Origin of the sequence: Caloramator australicus RC3 (assembly GCF_000297115.1) — a bacterium.
Taxonomy (GTDB): domain Bacteria; phylum Bacillota; class Clostridia; order Clostridiales; family Caloramatoraceae; genus Caloramator; species Caloramator australicus.
The window spans coordinates 23,256-40,022 of record NZ_CAKP01000065.1 but is presented as its reverse complement, the minus strand read 5'-3'; the positions used below and the strand labels follow the sequence as shown (position 1 = coordinate 40,022).

Here is a 16,767-nt window from a genome sequence, read left to right as displayed (position 1 = left end):
CATCCTTTACTTAACAGCTCCCTTAATCATCCCAGCAATCATATACTTTTGAACAATGAATGTAAATATGATAACTGGTATCGAAACAAGCAGCGACAATGTTGATATAGATACTAGATTAGGTGAAAAGGAACCAAGGAGAGTCTTTAAATATACAGGTAGCGGAACCTCACTGGAAACCGAAGTAGCTGTTATAAAATATGAAAAAACAAATTCATTCCAAGAAAGCAAAAAGGAATATATAGCTCCTGCTGCAAGCCCCGGTGCTGCTATAGGTAAAACTATTCTTAAAAAGGCATAAAATCTTGAGGTCCCTAAAATCAAAGCCTGTTCTTCTAAGTCAACAGGTATAGTTTCAAAAACGCCCTGTGCTATGAAAATTATATATGGTAAGCTAAGCAAACAATGGGCCAATGATATTTTAATTTCATTTGGAAGATTATATAAAAATGATTTATTAAAAATATAGGACACTGGAATAACAGATGATATATCCGGATAAAATCTTATGGCAAGTATTAGAAAAAGTAAAAATGCTTTACCATTAAACTTAAATCTTGCAAGGGAATACGCGGCTGGCGTTCCCAAGATTAATGAAAAAGAAACCGTTAATAATGCTATTTTAAGGCTTAGCCATCCATTGCTCCAGAATCTTTTATCCCCTAAATAATACTTATACATTTCAAGTGTTGGTTTAAAGGGCCACCAAGGAACAGGATACTCTCCTCCAGTTATCCAGCTTCTTCTGTCGCTTATAGAATATTTAAACATAATATAAATAGGAAATAATACAAGAAAAATGGATAAAATCAATAAAATCAACCATACTATTTTATCTGCATTTATTTTCTTCATCTAATCACCACCTATTTATGCTCTAATGAGGTATCTATTAATTTTATTCAGAATATAAGTTAGAACATATGATGTTACTAATATACAAACAATCAAAACAATTCCAACCATAGCTGCTGTTCCAGGGTCCATAAGCTGTACATAATATTTTTCTATTAAAACTCCTAAAATTGGATATGAAGGTGCCAATATATAAGGAAATATAAATTCCTTCCATGCCTCAATTGATCTTAAAATTAATACCGAACTAATTGATGGCATAAGCAATGGAATTGTAATATAAAAAAAGTTTTGCACTGCAGTTGCTCCCATAGTCCTTGCAGCTTCGTATTGTTCCTCGTTTATCTGTTGTAATCCCGATAGTAATATAAGCATTGAAATAGGTGTATCTCTCCATACTTTACCAAATATGGATAAGCCTATGGATGTGTATGGATTGCTTATAAAAGAAATCTCATAATCAAAAATTTTAGGGAAAAAACTATATCTGCCCATCAAAAGGCTAGTCATATGTCCGCCTTTACTAAACAATATCAATAGAACCGAAGTTGTAACTATTGTAGGAATTGCAAGCGGAAGAAGCAAAATACTCCTTACAATACCCCTTCCAGCAAAACTTTTATTTATAAGCATAGCAGTTATAAGACCAGTAACAAGTTGTAGGGGCGTAACTACAATTACAAATATTAAAGTCCTCCTAAATGCATCAGAAAATTCCTTATTAAACATAGGATCATCAAAAATTTTAATGTAATTATAAAGAGTAGACGACAAAACTACATCTCCTCCAGCGTATTTAGTTAGTGAAAGCTTTAAAAGATAAAAACCGATTATTAGAGCAAAAAAACCTATATATAAAAATGCTGGTATAAGAGAATATATTAAGAATGAATTCTTTCTAAAAGCTATCAATATTTTACGCAATGTATCACCTCATTTATTAAAATTTAGAACTGTGGAATAAATCCACAGTTCTAATCTATTTGCTTAATTCCTGCTTTGCTTTAGGTGCGTAAACTTCATCAAGTGTCTTTGAATAATCCTTATCACCAACAACTATATCATACCATGCTTCAAGGTAAAGATTTTGAATTGCCGGCCATTGAGAAACCATTGGTGCAGGTAATATTCCTTGACTTTCTTGTTCCATAGCAGTTTTAAATACATCTTGCATCCACACTTCCTTAAAGTTTTCATTTAGATTTTCATATATATCCTTTCTAATTGGCATCATACCAAAGGTTGCACATTCTTTAGCATGATTTTCTTTGTTTGTAATAAATCTTGCAAGAGTATATGAAAGTTCCTTGTCTGGTGTTGATTTTGGAATCCCCCACCACCAGCCTGCAGCCTGTGAATGGTGACCTCCAACTCTTGCTGGTTGTCCATCTTTTATCTCTAATGATGCCCCCATTGGCATAATTGCAAGTCCCATATCATCTGGGTTTGCTAAGAATCCTTGCATTGATGGATCGCTACCTCCATGTATAAAGAAGGCATCTATTTGGTGCATAAATGCTAAGAAAACTTTACCCTGTGCCATAGCATTCCAAATACCACCGCCTGACCATCCTTCCTGCCACATTGCTGGGTTATATAATCCATTCTTTTTAAAGAAGGCTTCCCATTGGAATGTGTCTTTTACAGGTTGAGTATTCATGGCAAGCATATCATCCTGATTTCCGCCCATTTGATATACCTTTGTCATAATTTCAATAACAGTACCTTCATATTTCTTTGCTCTGTGAGCTATTCTTGGTTCTTTAGTCCCATTGTAAGGTGTATTTGCCCAGTAATAACCTACAACAGCTAAATCATACCAATCCCATTGATTTGGATCTGCTTCTAAAGTATAACCATCAGGCAATCCATAACCATTTTCCTTTTTAAACATTTTATTTATTTGAGGTTTCATCTTTTCCCAATTGTTTACCGCATCTTCAACTTTGGATTTTAAATATAAAAGGGTATTAGTTTCGAGTTTTCTTGGAATATAGTAAACTTTTCCATCAATTGTTGCCATCTCAATTGCTTTGTCAACATATTCCTTGATATCCTCTTTATACTTTTCACCTACAGCTTCATCCAAGCTCATAATTAATCCCTTTTTTGCAAGTGGATATATCTGCATAAAAGGAACCTTAACCAATGCTATTGTATTTTTATCCTTATCTAGTTCCAAAATGTTATGAAGGTCTGTATCCTTTTCAAATGTTCTAACATTAATCTTTACCCCGTATTTTTGTTCAAAAGCAGCAATAATGTTTTCCCTAAACCATTTATCTTGCGCCTCCATCATTCTGATGTAAATTGTAACTTCTTTGCCCTTAAATTTTTCTGTATCATCACTTGATGTCTGTTTGCTGCATCCACTAAGAAGCCCCAATAAAACTGTTAAACTCATAAAAAGGCTTAATAATTTTTTTAACACAGTATTTCCCCCCTAATTTATTTCACTTTATTTTTGATATACATAAAAATATTTATAAAAATTAAAACTTCACCCCCCTTAGAAAATTAAAATTTATAAAATTAAGCATAATGTAACCACAAAAATTCATAAGGATCTAAAGAAATCTCAATGCTATCATCATTAGTTATAATAATTTTTTTATCAATAAGAGAAATAATTTCTCCTTTAGTGCATTTAATTTTTTCTTTATCAATTTTTAATACCAATTTTTTGTTTGTAATATTATTTAAAGCCAATATTTTTCCCTTATCTGATGAGCGCAGTGTTGCTATTACATCCCTCGAAATTTCTAAGATATCTTGCTTTGAATTTGGATGAAAGGCACTATATTGCTTTCTTATTTTTAACAATTCTTTTATTCCATTATAAACTCTATATCTTAAATTGTTTTTGATATCAAGTTCTTCTTTTATCTTAGAATACTCAAACTTTTCTCTATTAATAGTCCTATTTTGTCCTGTAATCTTTACTCCTTCATGGTAATTTTGTGAGCCTAATATACTATGTATATAAATTCCTGGAACACCTTGCATTGCTAAAGCGATAGAATAGGCATTTAAAAACTTCCTAATTTTAATTTCCTCTCTCTCATCTTCATCGCTTAAGGCATTAAAATAGGATATATTCAATTCATATGGGCTTTTGCTTCCATCTGGATTGTATTTATATGATACAAGTCCGCCTCTTTTGATTGTCAATTCAACAAGTTTATTTATTTCATCTTCTGAAACAATACCTCTCAAAGGGTTTAAGCCTACTCCATCGTGGGATGCTAAAAAGTTGAAGAAGGCCGTTTCTTCTGAAATAGGTTTAATATTCTTTGCCCAATTTGTAAATACTCTAGAATCTCCGCACATAAATGTATATAATACTAATGGTGGCAGTGGAAATTGGTAAACCATATGTGCTTCGTTATATCCATCGCCAAAATATGATATATTATCCTTATGGGGCACATTAGTTTCTGTAATAATTTTAACTTCTTTTGCTGTGAGCTGTATTATATCTCTAAAAAGCTGAACAACTTTATGTGTTTGTTCAAGGTGAATACAGCTTGTCCCAATCTCCTTCCATAAAAAACCTATAGCATCCAGCCTTATTATATCTGCACCTTGTTCTATGTAATAAAGCAATATTTTTATCATTTCTATTAAAACCTTTGGATTTTTGTAGTTTAAATCTATCTGATCTTCACTAAACGTTGTCCAAACATATTTTTTCCCATTTTTTGTATCAAAGGCAGTTAAAAGAGGTAATGCCCTAGGTCTTACAACTTTAGAAAGGTCCTCATTGGGATCTGCCTCTATAAAATAATCCTTATATTCCTCTTTTCCATTTAAATACCCTAAAAACCAATCGCTTTTTGAAGATATGTGGTTGCATACAAAATCAAACATCAACCTATATTCCTTTGATAGCTCTTTTATATCTTCCCAATCGCCTAAATCTGGATCAACTTTTTTATAGTCTATAACCGAAAATCCATCATCAGATGAATAAGGGAAAAAGGGAAGGATATGAATGGTATTTATGATATCTTTAATATACTCATCACAAAACTGTTTTAGATAGAATAAAGGATTTTTATCATTACCCTTAAACTGATCACCATAGGTAATTAAAATAACATCTTCCTGATCGAAGAACTCCTTTCTTTTTCTTTGGTTCTTGAAATTTTTTATTATACTCATTATCTCAGAAAATATTTTTTCTGTATCTTGTCCTTTATATAAAAACTCTATTTTTTCTTTAACCTTCTCAGACATTCCCATCCTCCTTAAGTTTTTGTGAAAACGTTTTTAAATTCATTTCTTAATTCAATATTATTCATAAAGTATTTAATTTACAAATCTGAATTAGCTTAAAATTTATATTCTTTTCATTAATTATCTATAATTTTCTTAATATTTCTTATTTTTTTAAAAAACTTATGAAAATGTTTTCATATGTATTGTTACTTGTATTATTAAAGTGATATAATTAATTTAAGCTAATAACATAAAAGTTAAAATATACTAATAATTATATGATGGGGGTAGTAAAATGCCAGCTACTATTAAGGATGTTGCAAAACTTGCAAACGTTTCTATATCGACAGTGTCAAGGGTTATTAATAATGCTCCAAATGTTAATCCAAATACCAGAAAAAGAGTTTTGGATGCAATAAACAAACTAAATTTTAAACCCAATAAAATCGCTCAAAGTCTTACTGCTACCGCCTTTCCTGCAATTGGCATTGTTTCTTTAACGAGGTTTTCAAACGAGGCGTTTTTACCATTAATTTTGCAATCCATCGGAGAAGTTGCTGATAAAAAGGATTATGAAATCGTTTTAAATACTTCAAAGGATGAGAATCAAGAGATTAAAAAATGTATATCTATGATCGAAAGTAAAGTGATACAGGGAATTATAATTTTAAGCTCTAAAGTTAATGATCCTTTAATTGAAAAATTATATGAAATGAAATTTCCTTTTGTATTACTGGGGAGATATACAAATGAAAGAATTGCCAATGAAATTTACTCAGTCGATACCGATAATTTTGCAGATTCAAAGGAAGCTGTTGAATATTTGTTTAAATTGGGTCACAATAGAATTGCCTTCATACACGGCCCTTTAAAATATGTTGTAAGTCAGGATAGATTAAGCGGATATATTGAAGCCCATAAGGAAGCTGCAATTCCTGTTGATTATTCAATAATTAAGGATGGAGGTTCTTCAATAAAGGAGGCATATTTAGCTGCCAAGGAAATATTAAAAAATCCTAATCCGCCAACGGCAGTTTTTGTCAGCGATGATTCAAAGGCTGTTGGAGTTTATCGTGCTTGCCAGGAACTTAACTTAAAAATTCCTGATGATATTTCTGTAATAGGCCACAATAACTATGAAATTTCGCAGATATTATCGCCTCAATTGACAACAATCGATGTTCCAATTAAAGACCTTGGAATTATTGGAACAAGAAAATTATTTGATTTGATTGAGGGAATTCCAACAGAAAAAAGAACTATATTAGATACTAAATTTATTAAGAGAAAATCATGCAAAAGCTTAATTTAAAGGGGGTATTTTAGTGGGTGAAAAAGTTAGGGTTGGAATAATAGGCTGTGGAGGAATCGCGTTTAATAAGCACCTTCCCGCACTTAGAAAGCTCGATAATGTTGAAATAGTCGGCTTTTGCAATAGAAATATCGATAAAGCTTACATTGCTGCAAAGGAATTTGGTTCAGAAAAATCCAAAGTGTGTTCCGATTACAGAGAACTTTTAGAGGATAAATCAATTGATGTTGTATACGTCTTAACTTCAAATAAGTCCCACTCCACTATTACAATCGATGCTCTATTATCAGGAAAACACGTTTTAGTTGAAAAGCCGATGGCAATAAATTCAATTGAGGCAGCTAAAATGATTGAAGCTTCAAAGAAATCAGGGAAGAAACTTACAATAGCCCTTCAAAATAGATTTAGACCGGATTCCCAATACCTATATCAATTATGCAAAAATGGGGAGCTTGGAGAAATATATTATGCGAAGGCCCATGCAGTAAGGAGACGAGCTGTCCCTGTTTGGGGGGAATTTTTAAACAAAGAATCCCAAGGCGGAGGAGCCTTAATAGATATTGGTGTCCATGCCCTTGACCTTGTCCTTTGGTTTATGGGGAATTACGAAGTAAAATACGTAGTAGGAAATGTATATAACAAAATTAGCGAAAATGAAGAGTCCTTCAACGTATGGGGAAGCTGGAAGGGGAAAAATTTTGAAGTTGAAGAGTCAGCCTTTGCTATGATTACCATGAAAAATGGGGCAACAATTAATCTTGAATGCAGCTGGGCATTAAATACATTGCAGGAAGGTGAAGCGAAGGTTACCCTCTGCGGCACTAGGGCTGGTGCTGATATGATGGACGGATTAAGAATTAACGGTGAGAAAAATGGACAGCTTTATACTCTAAAACCTGCCCTTGATGAAGGAACTGTTGCGTTTTATAAAGGAAGGAATGAAACTGCAGCTGAAATGGAAACAAGACTTTGGATTGATGCAATTATAAACAACAAAGAACCATACGTTAAGCCTGAGGAGGTTCTTGTGGTTTCAAGAATAATCGACGCGATTTATGAATCTTCAAAAACTAATAAACCAGTATATTTTGAGTAGGTGATTGGTATGAAAATACTTATAGCTCCAGATAAATTTAAAGGAAGCCTTTCGGCCCTTGAAGTTGCAGGATGTATTGAAAGAGGAATATTAAAGGTCTTTCCTAAAGCTGAAATTTATAAAATTCCGATGGCTGACGGCGGTGAAGGAACCTGCCAGTCTTTAGTCGATGCAACTTGTGGGAAAATTATTAAAACTATTGTTAAGGATCCCCTTTTTAGAAATATAGAAAGTTTTTATGGCATTTTAGGAGATGGTGAGACTGCCGTCATTGAGATGGCGTCAGCTTCAGGGCTTTACCTCCTTAAAGAGGATGAAAAAAATCCTATGATAACAACCACCTACGGAACAGGGCAGCTAATTAGGGATGCACTTGATAGGGGATGTAGAAAATTTATTATAGGAATTGGCGGCAGTGCAACGAATGATGGCGGTGCAGGAATGGCTATGGCCCTTGGTGTTAAATTTTTTGATAGTAATGGAAAAGAAATTGGACATGGCGGTGGAGAACTTGGAAAGATTAATTACATTGATACATATAATTTAGATAAAAGAATATATGAATCCACCTTCATTGTAGCCTGTGATGTTACTAATCCTTTAATAGGTGAAAATGGTGCTTCTAAAGTTTACGGTCCACAAAAGGGTGCGACTAAAGAAATGGTTGAAATTTTAGATAAAAATCTTAAACATTACGGGACTTTATTGGAAAATCATTTTAACAAAAAAATAATCGATATCCCAGGTTCCGGTGCCGCAGGTGGACTTGGTGCAGGGCTTTTAGCCTTCTTAAACGCAAGCCTGAGAAGTGGAATAGACATCGTTATAGATACTTTAAAGCTCGAGGATAAAATTATAGATGCTGATATTGTAATCTCCGGTGAAGGGAAAATAGACAATCAAACCGCCTTTGGAAAAACAATATGCGGTATCGCAAAACTTTGTAAAAAATACAATAAGCCATTAATCATAATTGCAGGAACGGTTGAAGATGTTGAAAATCTATATGAAATTGGAGTTAGTAGCGTGTTTTCTGTATTAGATAAACCAATGTCTTTAAATGACGCAATTGTAAACTCATCAGTACTATTAGAAAACTCTTCTGAAAGAATTTTTAGGTTAATTAAAGCCATTAAGGCTTTATAAAATAAGGGGGGGTTTTATGTCAGGTCCGTATTTAATTCTTATTTTATTCCTTGCCATCCTATTTATAGTAATAGCAACAGCAAAATTTAAGCTAAATCCGTTTCTTGCTTTAATCCTTGCTTCATACCTATTGGCATTTGCCGCATTTATGCCTTCGGACAAAATCGCAGGAATTATAACCCAAGGATTTGGCAACACACTAACCAACATAGGAATAGTAATCATTGCCGGCGTTATTATTGGGACCATTCTTGAAAAATCAGGGGCAGCAATTAAAATGGCCGAGACGATTATAAAACTTGTTGGTGAAAAGCGACCTACATTAGCGATGAGCATAATTGGCTATATAGTATCTATCCCCGTCTTCTGCGATAGCGGATTTGTAATTCTTTCGTCGTTGAATAAAGCTTTAGCTAAGAAAACCAAAACATCCCTTGTTGCAATGTCTATAGCACTTTCAACAGGCCTTTACGCAACCCATGTTTTGGTCCCACCAACTCCAGGTCCTATCGCCGCTGCTTCAAATTTAAAGCTTGATAATCTATTGCTTGTAATACTTATTGGTATGCTTGTTGCAATCCCTGCAATGATAGCTGGAAATATATTCGCTAATAAAGTTGCAGCTAAGTATGAATCTAATTTTAACGAAAATGTAAGTTATGAAGAGGTTCTTAAAAAATACGGAACATTACCAAGTGCTTGGAAATCATTTGCCCCAATTGTTGTCCCAATAGTTTTAATGGCTCTTGGTTCGATTGCAAAATTCCCTGGTGAACCATTTGGACAGGGTTTTATCTTTAAACTTTTTATATTTTTAGGAACACCTGTAAATGCACTCTTGATAGGTATGTTATTTGCATTTTTACTTTTACCAAATTTAAATTCCGAAACACTAAATTCCTGGATAGGAGAGGCGATGAAAGATTCAGCTATAATACTTATAATAACTGCAGCAGGCGGATCATTAGGGAATGTAATAAAGGAGATAAAGGTTGGAGATTACTTAGGCCAAGCACTATCAAGTCTAAATCTTGGTATCTTCCTGCCTTTCATCATCGCAGCAGCTATTAAAACAGCGCAGGGTTCTTCAACTGTTTCATTATTAACTACCTCGGCTCTTATGCTTCCTCTATTGCCATCCTTAGGTTTTACTTCTGATATAGCTAAAGCCTTAGTAGTTATGGCAATAGGTGCAGGTGCTATGACCGTTAGCCATGCAAATGACAGCTACTTCTGGGTAGTTTCACAATTTGGAGGTATGGATGTAAAGACGGCATATAAAACACAAACTATTGCAACGCTTTTGATGGGTATCGTTACAATAATTACAGTTTTCATATTATCACTATTCTTAATATAGTTCGTATATTTTTAAGGCACCCTTAGGGTGCCTTAAAAAATTCCAAAATGTCCCTCAAATCTTCTATTACAAAATCCGGCTCGAATTTTAGAAGCTCTTCTAAGTCTAGCATCGTATATTTTACAAGGCATGTTTTTGTGCTGGCATTTTTCCCACAAAGGATATCAAAATGGGAATCACCAACGAACAACACATCCTTTGGCTCAAGCCTCAGCTTTTCACATGCCTTTAAAATAGGTTCTGGATCTGGTTTGTGCTTTTCCGTATCCTCCGGGGTAATTACAATATCTAAATAATTCAAAAGATTAAATAGTCTAAGGCCCCTTTCTGCCATAACCCTTCTTTTAGATGTTACAACACCAAGGAGTATTCCTCTTCTTTTTAGCTCCTCTAAAGTTTCCCTTGCATAGTCCATCTCTTTAACCATGCTGTCATGGTTTAATTCATTGTATTCTATATATGTCCTATACATTTCTTCAAATCTTTTACTATCAAATCTAGATAAGGTAATCTTTAAAGGCTCTCCAAAATATTTTACTATTTCTTTATCATCAGGAATATAATCTAAATGCTTTTTAAATGTATACTTATATGACTCTAAAATCAGATTGTTTGTATCGATTAAAGTTCCATCAAGATCAAATAAAACTGCCTTAAACAATTCTTTTTCCTCCTATTAAAGTTTTTCATATTAAACATAATAAAATAAAGAGGTTGAAACTTCAACCTCTAAAATAGATACACTCTTATTTAAAAATTTACTATTTTATCTAATTCCTTTTTTAACTTGAGTATCAAAGAAGGAGAAACACTAAATTCGTCCAATCCCATCTCAATTAATCTTTTTGCCATTGATAAATCCGATGCCATTTCCCCACACATACCTACCCATATTCCTTCATTATGGGCATTGTCAATTATCTTTTTTATAAGTCTTAAAATGGCCTCATGGGAAGGATTATACAAATATGAAACATTTTTATTCATTCTATCTACTGCTAATGTATATTGTATTAAATCGTTGGTTCCAATGCTGAAAAAATCAACTTCCTTTGCTAATATGTCAGATATAATGGCCGCCGAAGGAGTTTCTATCATTATTCCAATCTCATACTTTCCTACATCGATACCCTCAGTTTTTAATTCTTCTTCAGTTTCATTTAATATATTTTTAACCTCTAATAGCTCTTCTAATCCCGAAATCATAGGAAACATAATTCTTAGCCTCCCATATTTGGATGCCCTTAATAGCGCCCTTAATTGTGTTTTAAAAATGTCCTTTCTTGCCAAACACAGTCTAATAGCTCTTAATCCGAGGAAAGGATTTTGCTCATACTCCATGTCTAAATAAGAAATATTTTTATCGCCTCCAATGTCTAGGGTTCTTATTATTACTGGTTTACCTTGCATCTTTTCAAGAACATATTTATAGGCTTCAAATTGTTCATTTTCTAAGGGAAGACTTTCTCTTCCCATATACAAAAATTCACTCCTAAATAATCCGATTCCATCTGCTCCATATTTAAGTGCTAAATCTACTTCATCTTTTCTACTTATATTAGATGCAACTTCAATTCTTTTTCCGTTTTTATCAAGTATATTAACTTCTTTAAATTTTAATAGTTCATCGTATTCTTCAAATAAGTTCTTTTGAATTTCTTTATATTTTTTTACTTCTTCATCGTTCGGGTTTATTATTAATGTGCCTTCTCTTCCATCAATAATAATTAAATCTCCTTCTTTTACATGCTCTGTTATATTCCCTAATCCAACAACTGCAGGAATTTCCATTGACCTTGCAATTATCGCAGCGTGGGATGTCTTCCCTCCATGATTAACCGCTATTCCTAGAATATAATTTTTATCCAACTGCACTGTTTCCGAAGGAGTTAAGTCTTCTGCAATTAAAATGCATCTTTCTTTTATATTAGAAAGTGAACTTTTTTTACTCCCATTTAATAAATTTATTATTCTATCAGCAACATCTTTAATATCCATTGCTCTTTCTTTAAAATATTGATTGTCAATATTTAAAAATATATTTGAAAAATCATCCGCGACTGATTTTACTGCATATTCAGAATTAATATTATAGTTTTTTATTTTATTTTTGATTGAATTTATAAACTCCTCATCTTCAAGGAACATTAGGTGAGCTTCAAAAATATCAGCACTTTGTTTGCCTATTTTTTTTACAGAATGTTCAATCAGTAGCATTATTTCTTCCTTTGCTTTTCCGATAGCTTCTTCTAACCTTTTTATTTCCTTTTCAGAATCTTTAACTTCATATCTAATAATATTAGTATCCTTTTTATAAATGTGTGCTCTACCTATAGCTATACCGTTTGATGCAGCAATCCCTTTGAACATTAAATCACCTCATTCCTCGAAACCCTCAATAAAATTTTTAATAGAGATCAAGGCTATATCTTCATCTTCTCCTTCTACCTTTAAAATTATTTCATCACCATTTACTGCTCCCATCGCCATGACATTTATAATGCTTTTAGCATTAAAATCTTTATTATTTTTTGTCAAAAAAATGCTTGATTTGAATTTACTTGCTTCTTTTACTAATAAACTTGCAGGCCTTGCATGTAATCCTGTAGGATTATTAACTTTTACAGTTATTTTCTTCATTTTTTACCACCTCTACAATAATTCAATTTTCTTATTAGCGTTAAACTTCCAGTATTAATTTTTTCACTTTATTAACTGTTTGAATTGCTTCTTCAACACATGTTTTAGTAAAATCAGCAAGAATTTTAGATGCTTTTTCTTTTTGGCCATTAAACTTTAGTTCAATTGCTTCTTTTTCAATTTTTCTTAATTCAATTTCCCATCGGTTTTCTAGATTGTCAAATACTTCTCTCACTATTTTTTGCCTTATATTAAACCTACTTCCGAATTCATCGCCTTTAATAATATCAAGCAATTCCTTAAAAATCCACCAATACGAATTATGTAAATACTCATCTTTTTGAACCTTTGAAGGATCAATGTTAGCTTTACCAAATGTCCCAGCCTTAGATAAAATTTCAGGAATTGCATCTCCATCTATAAAGATAGGTATATATAATCCAGTACATGGAGTTAGTGGTGTCCACCATAGGATGGGTAAATGTTTTTCGTTTTTTGGAATAATAAAAATCGCAGATGAGGCAGTATTTCCCCAAGTAAAATTAGCAGGAGAAGAATGCATACAAATACTAAGAAAATCTGGGAGAGCCGCGTTAAATTTGGGTCCCTCAAGAAATGTGTCCTCATAATGGTCTCTTAATATTTTTTTAATCCATTTTAAATTTATTTTTCCAAATTCTTTAACTCCTTCTTTTAACAAATAGTTCATTCTTTGCACTCTAAGATGGGATACTTGCAATGGTTTTTCAAAATCTGTATATACAAAGGCAAGGTCAAATGCACCATTTTCTTCTTCCCACCAACCATTATTAATTGCATCATTTATAATGTTTTCACTTGAAATATCCCAGTTAGTTCTAATACTCATTTCATTAGATATTGCATAAAATCTATCCGTAACTTTTTTTGCTGCCCAATTTTTGCCTATGGTTTCAAGTATCCATGCCTCATTTCCATCACAAACAATATATGAATTATTATATGGGTTTTCAATATGATCTACCGTTGGTATTCCTGATCCCCATTGCCCATATTTTTCTACTAAATAGGTCATTATTTCTAATGCTTCTTTAGCAGTCTGTCCCCTTTCTAATCCTAATCTTATTAATTCCATTCCAATGATGCCTTTTTCTATGTGCATTCCTTTTTTTGCTTTTTTAATATTTATCTTTAAATCTTTAGTAAATATAGCTTCATTTGCTATGGCAACGCCAAATTCATTAAAGCCTTTTTCATAACCCCAGCACCAATAAGGCGATGAGCCTATTGTTGCATAAGTTATATCCGCTTCAGGTATTTCAACGTAAGCAAGCTTAAGTGTCTCTCCTTTACTGTTTTTTCGTCGTGAATTATAAACTAATGGTTGACAATCAAACTCTGGTCTATCGCTATTTTTAGCCAAAATCATACTATCGTATTCAGTAAATTCAGGTAATACAACAAAACTATCACACATTTGTTTTCTCCTCCAAAATTTGTTTGTTATTCTTGTTTATAATAAATTTTAACGTCACAATTTCGTTGCTGTTCAGATAATCTATGTTAATTTTACTGCCTTCTATCTTAACCCTGTTATCAAAAATTTCATGTTCCCTTAAATTGACGACTTGGACTATATTGTAAAACAAATTGTTAAAATGCAAATTAACGTTTTCTATTCTTTTATTCGTAGAATTATATAATCTCCATATTACTCCTTCTCCATCTTCGCTTACTTTAATAGCACTTGTAATTACAAAATTATCTTTCGTCTTAAAAAGATAAAATTCATCTTCTATAAACCCATTATTATTAATGTTTTCAAAGCAAAAAGCTTTAAATGGAGTAACGTAGTTTTCTGCTTTTAGGGCAACTACTCCTGTAATATAATCTCCACCATGAGGTATAATTGCATATTCGGTTTCAAAAGTACCCAAAAGCAACGAATCATTTGTTTTTATATGCAATCCTGATCTTCTGCCTGGCCTGTAAATTAAATCTGATTTGCCCATATAGTCAGTTCCGTATAATAATGTAAGTGCAATTACTGGTTTATTATTATTTAATATTTCATATTGAGGTAATCCTTTATTTAAAATTGCTAAACCACAAAAATCATCGGAAACATCTATAAAATATTGTTGGGGATATATAGGATAATATTTTTCTTCCCATTTTTCCTTATCCCATATTTCTACTTCTTTTAAATAATTTTTTCTTTCAATAACTCCAAAGTGTTGTTGTGCAATATGTTTTTCAGCATTAACATTGCTTTCAAACAGTGCCCTTATTCTGTGATTTTTTACTTTATTATCAATAATAGTTTTAAATTCAATCCTATCCAAATCCCTATATAAAGTAACATGGTTTTCTATTATACTATCCGCCTCTTCTTTAGACCTACATTTAGCATCTGTATCTATTGGCAAATTCAATATGTGTTTTATTCTAATAGTGGCTTTTATAGGTCCATTTTCAATTAAATCAATTTTAGGATTAGAATTATAAGTTGTAATAACTAAATCTTCTTTTGGAGGCGAATAATCGTATTCATCGCCTGCATTGCCGCTTTCTTCAAAAACATTTAAATTATCATAAATTTTGTTTGTTCTTTTATCTTTAACTTCTAAAGAACCATTTGCTTTAACTGTAATTTTCAAAAATTCGTTTTCTAAAACATTTTTACTACCAATCAAATTTTTGCTTTCAAAATGACTTCTATATTCCTTTATATAGTAAGTCTTAAAGCCAAATCCATCTAATTCAGCTATAAATGCTATTTTTACTTCTTTATAATATTTATCAGGATTTTTGTATCCGATTTCTATAATTTTATCCGCCATATTTATTTCTTTTATTTCTTCTATTTGATATGGCACAAATTTACCATATTGATCAAGCAATACAAAATTTTCGTTTTCTACATATATTACTGCATTCACAATATCTTTTCTACTATTCGTTGTTGAATTTAAAACCAACAATGGTTTACCAAGTTCTGTTTTAAATCTTATATTTTTTACAATAAAATTTATATTTTCATTAATAATGCAATTACCAATCTGTTGTGCATATTTATAACGAAGTTTCATTTCTTCGTGCGTATCATCTGTACATACACAACATATTGAATCATGGGCATGATTTTGTATTATATATTTCCATCCTTTTTGTATAAGATCTTTTTCATATTCATTATTTAAAGTGTAAGTTAAAGAACAAATTCTTTCCAAATACTTTTCATACAATATTTGAGACGTAAAATTATCTTTTTTAATATCCATTCTTGTCGCATCTATACTCACATGAACCCTCATATTTTTGCCTTTTCTAAATTCTCCTTCAAGGGTTTCTATTTTTGAAATTTCTTTTCTAACACATTCTATATACTCAATTAAGCTGCTAAGTTTAATTGTAATACCTTTATAATATTTGTTTAACTCTTCAATTATTAAAGTTAGATCGTGATTGGCCATGCTTTGATCAAATCCAGACATTAATAACAAATTAGATGTTGTGGCTCTATCCTTTAATTTATCAATATTTTCGTCTATAATTTTGATGCTTTCAATTAAATTGTTAGATAAATTTCTTGCATTTCCATAACCTAAAGGTAGATGAACTGCAAAAATTTTACTTTTATCAGGTGCTTGCCACAAAAATTCAGTTTTATATATGTCATATTCCGTTAATCCTCTCCAAAACACAGCATAATCAATTTCAAATCCTTTGAGAATTTGTGGTATTTGTGCTGCTTGTCCAAAAGAATCCGGCAAATAGCCAACATTCATTACTTTTCCAAATTCACTCCCTATTTTTTCTCCAAGAATAAGGTTTCTTATTAGAGATTCTCCACTAGGAATAAATTCATCAGGTTGAACATACCACGGTCCAATAACCAATTTCCCTTTTTTAATCAAATCTTTTATTTTTTCCTTCATATATGGCTTTATTTCTAAATAATCTTCCAATATTATTGTTTGACCATCTAGCATAAATGAAGTAAAATTTTCATCATTATATAATAATTCTATCAAATCATCAAAAAATCTAATTAATTTAACTCTATACTCCTGAAATGTTTTATGCCATTCCCTATCCCAGTGTGTATGTGCAACTACATGCAAGATCAAAATAATCACTCCTTAGATTGCAGAT

13 protein-coding genes are annotated in these 16,767 nt (G+C 31.9%); 4 read left to right on the top strand and 9 right to left on the bottom strand.

Annotated features, from left to right (window positions below):
* Positions 1–6: 6 nt before the first annotated feature.
* From CAAU_RS05720 to CAAU_RS05705, 4 genes are all read right to left on the bottom strand, one after another.
* Entirely contained in the window at positions 7–855 is an 849-nt protein-coding gene (locus CAAU_RS05720; protein WP_008908475.1) for a carbohydrate ABC transporter permease, read from the bottom strand.
* Positions 856–870: 15 nt separating this feature from the next.
* Positions 871–1,779: a carbohydrate ABC transporter permease gene (locus tag CAAU_RS05715; RefSeq protein ID WP_008908474.1), complete on the bottom strand. Its 909-nt coding sequence runs from the start codon at positions 1,777–1,779 to the stop codon at positions 871–873.
* A gap of 55 nt (positions 1,780–1,834) precedes the next feature.
* Positions 1,835–3,286, bottom strand: a complete 1,452-nt coding sequence (locus tag CAAU_RS05710; RefSeq protein WP_008908473.1) for a sugar ABC transporter substrate-binding protein — start codon at positions 3,284–3,286, stop codon at positions 1,835–1,837.
* Positions 3,287–3,387: 101 nt separating this feature from the next.
* Positions 3,388–5,094 (bottom strand): sugar phosphorylase, encoded by a 1,707-nt coding sequence (locus CAAU_RS05705; RefSeq protein ID WP_008908472.1) that lies wholly within the window; start codon positions 5,092–5,094, stop codon positions 3,388–3,390.
* 277 nt (positions 5,095–5,371) lie between these two features.
* On the opposite strand from CAAU_RS05705, the gene CAAU_RS05700 reads away from it, so the two are divergent.
* Genes CAAU_RS05700 through CAAU_RS05685 form a run of 4 tightly spaced genes read left to right on the top strand, consistent with a single transcriptional unit; the run spans position 5,372 to position 9,990 of the window.
* On the top strand, positions 5,372–6,388 hold the full coding sequence (locus tag CAAU_RS05700) for a LacI family DNA-binding transcriptional regulator (protein ID WP_008908471.1): 1,017 nt from the start codon (positions 5,372–5,374) through the stop codon (positions 6,386–6,388).
* Positions 6,389–6,401: 13 nt separating this feature from the next.
* Positions 6,402–7,484 (top strand): Gfo/Idh/MocA family protein, encoded by a 1,083-nt coding sequence (locus CAAU_RS05695; protein ID WP_008908470.1) that lies wholly within the window; start codon positions 6,402–6,404, stop codon positions 7,482–7,484.
* Positions 7,485–7,493: 9 nt separating this feature from the next.
* On the top strand, positions 7,494–8,630 hold the full coding sequence (locus CAAU_RS05690; RefSeq protein WP_008908469.1) for a glycerate kinase: 1,137 nt from the start codon (positions 7,494–7,496) through the stop codon (positions 8,628–8,630).
* A gap of 16 nt (positions 8,631–8,646) precedes the next feature.
* Complete coding sequence (locus CAAU_RS05685; protein ID WP_040306077.1) at positions 8,647–9,990, top strand: GntP family permease; 1,344 nt, start codon at positions 8,647–8,649, stop codon at positions 9,988–9,990.
* A gap of 22 nt (positions 9,991–10,012) precedes the next feature.
* Here CAAU_RS05685 and ppaX read toward each other — a convergent pair whose 3' ends face one another.
* From ppaX to CAAU_RS05660, 5 genes are all read right to left on the bottom strand, one after another.
* Positions 10,013–10,651 carry a pyrophosphatase PpaX gene (gene ppaX, locus CAAU_RS05680; RefSeq protein WP_008908466.1) on the bottom strand — a complete coding sequence of 213 codons (639 nt, stop codon included), beginning with the start codon at positions 10,649–10,651 and terminating at the stop codon, positions 10,013–10,015.
* Positions 10,652–10,740: 89 nt separating this feature from the next.
* Positions 10,741–12,360, bottom strand: coding sequence for a phosphoenolpyruvate--protein phosphotransferase (gene ptsP, locus CAAU_RS05675; RefSeq protein WP_008908465.1), 1,620 nt, complete (start codon positions 12,358–12,360; stop codon positions 10,741–10,743).
* Between the two features lie 9 nt (positions 12,361–12,369).
* Positions 12,370–12,630 carry an HPr family phosphocarrier protein gene (locus CAAU_RS05670; protein ID WP_008908464.1) on the bottom strand — a complete coding sequence of 87 codons (261 nt, stop codon included), beginning with the start codon at positions 12,628–12,630 and terminating at the stop codon, positions 12,370–12,372.
* A 40-nt stretch (positions 12,631–12,670) separates the two neighbouring features.
* Positions 12,671–14,086, bottom strand: coding sequence for a C69 family dipeptidase (locus tag CAAU_RS05665; protein ID WP_008908463.1), 1,416 nt, complete (start codon positions 14,084–14,086; stop codon positions 12,671–12,673).
* Positions 14,079–16,751: a glycoside hydrolase family 38 N-terminal domain-containing protein gene (locus CAAU_RS05660; RefSeq protein ID WP_423219149.1), complete on the bottom strand. Its 2,673-nt coding sequence runs from the start codon at positions 16,749–16,751 to the stop codon at positions 14,079–14,081. Before CAAU_RS05660 ends, CAAU_RS05665 begins: the two co-directional genes overlap by 8 nt.
* Between the last annotated feature and the right edge of the window lie 16 nt (positions 16,752–16,767).

Bases quoted from the DNA above. Each gene is read 5' to 3' on its own strand.
- CAAU_RS05700 (WP_008908471.1), top strand. From the start codon at position 5,372: ATGCCAGCTACTATTAAGGATGTTGCAAAACTTGCAAACGTTTCTATA.
- CAAU_RS05705 (WP_008908472.1), bottom strand. From the start codon at position 5,094: ATGTCTGAGAAGGTTAAAGAAAAAATAGAGTTTTTATATAAAGGACAA.
- CAAU_RS05685 (WP_040306077.1), top strand. From the start codon at position 8,647: ATGTCAGGTCCGTATTTAATTCTTATTTTATTCCTTGCCATCCTATTT.
- ptsP (WP_008908465.1), bottom strand. From the start codon at position 12,360: ATGTTCAAAGGGATTGCTGCATCAAACGGTATAGCTATAGGTAGAGCA.
- CAAU_RS05670 (WP_008908464.1), bottom strand. From the start codon at position 12,630: ATGAAGAAAATAACTGTAAAAGTTAATAATCCTACAGGATTACATGCA.
- CAAU_RS05720 (WP_008908475.1), bottom strand. From the start codon at position 855: ATGAAGAAAATAAATGCAGATAAAATAGTATGGTTGATTTTATTGATT.
- CAAU_RS05690 (WP_008908469.1), top strand. From the start codon at position 7,494: ATGAAAATACTTATAGCTCCAGATAAATTTAAAGGAAGCCTTTCGGCC.
- CAAU_RS05665 (WP_008908463.1), bottom strand. From the start codon at position 14,086: ATGTGTGATAGTTTTGTTGTATTACCTGAATTTACTGAATACGATAGT.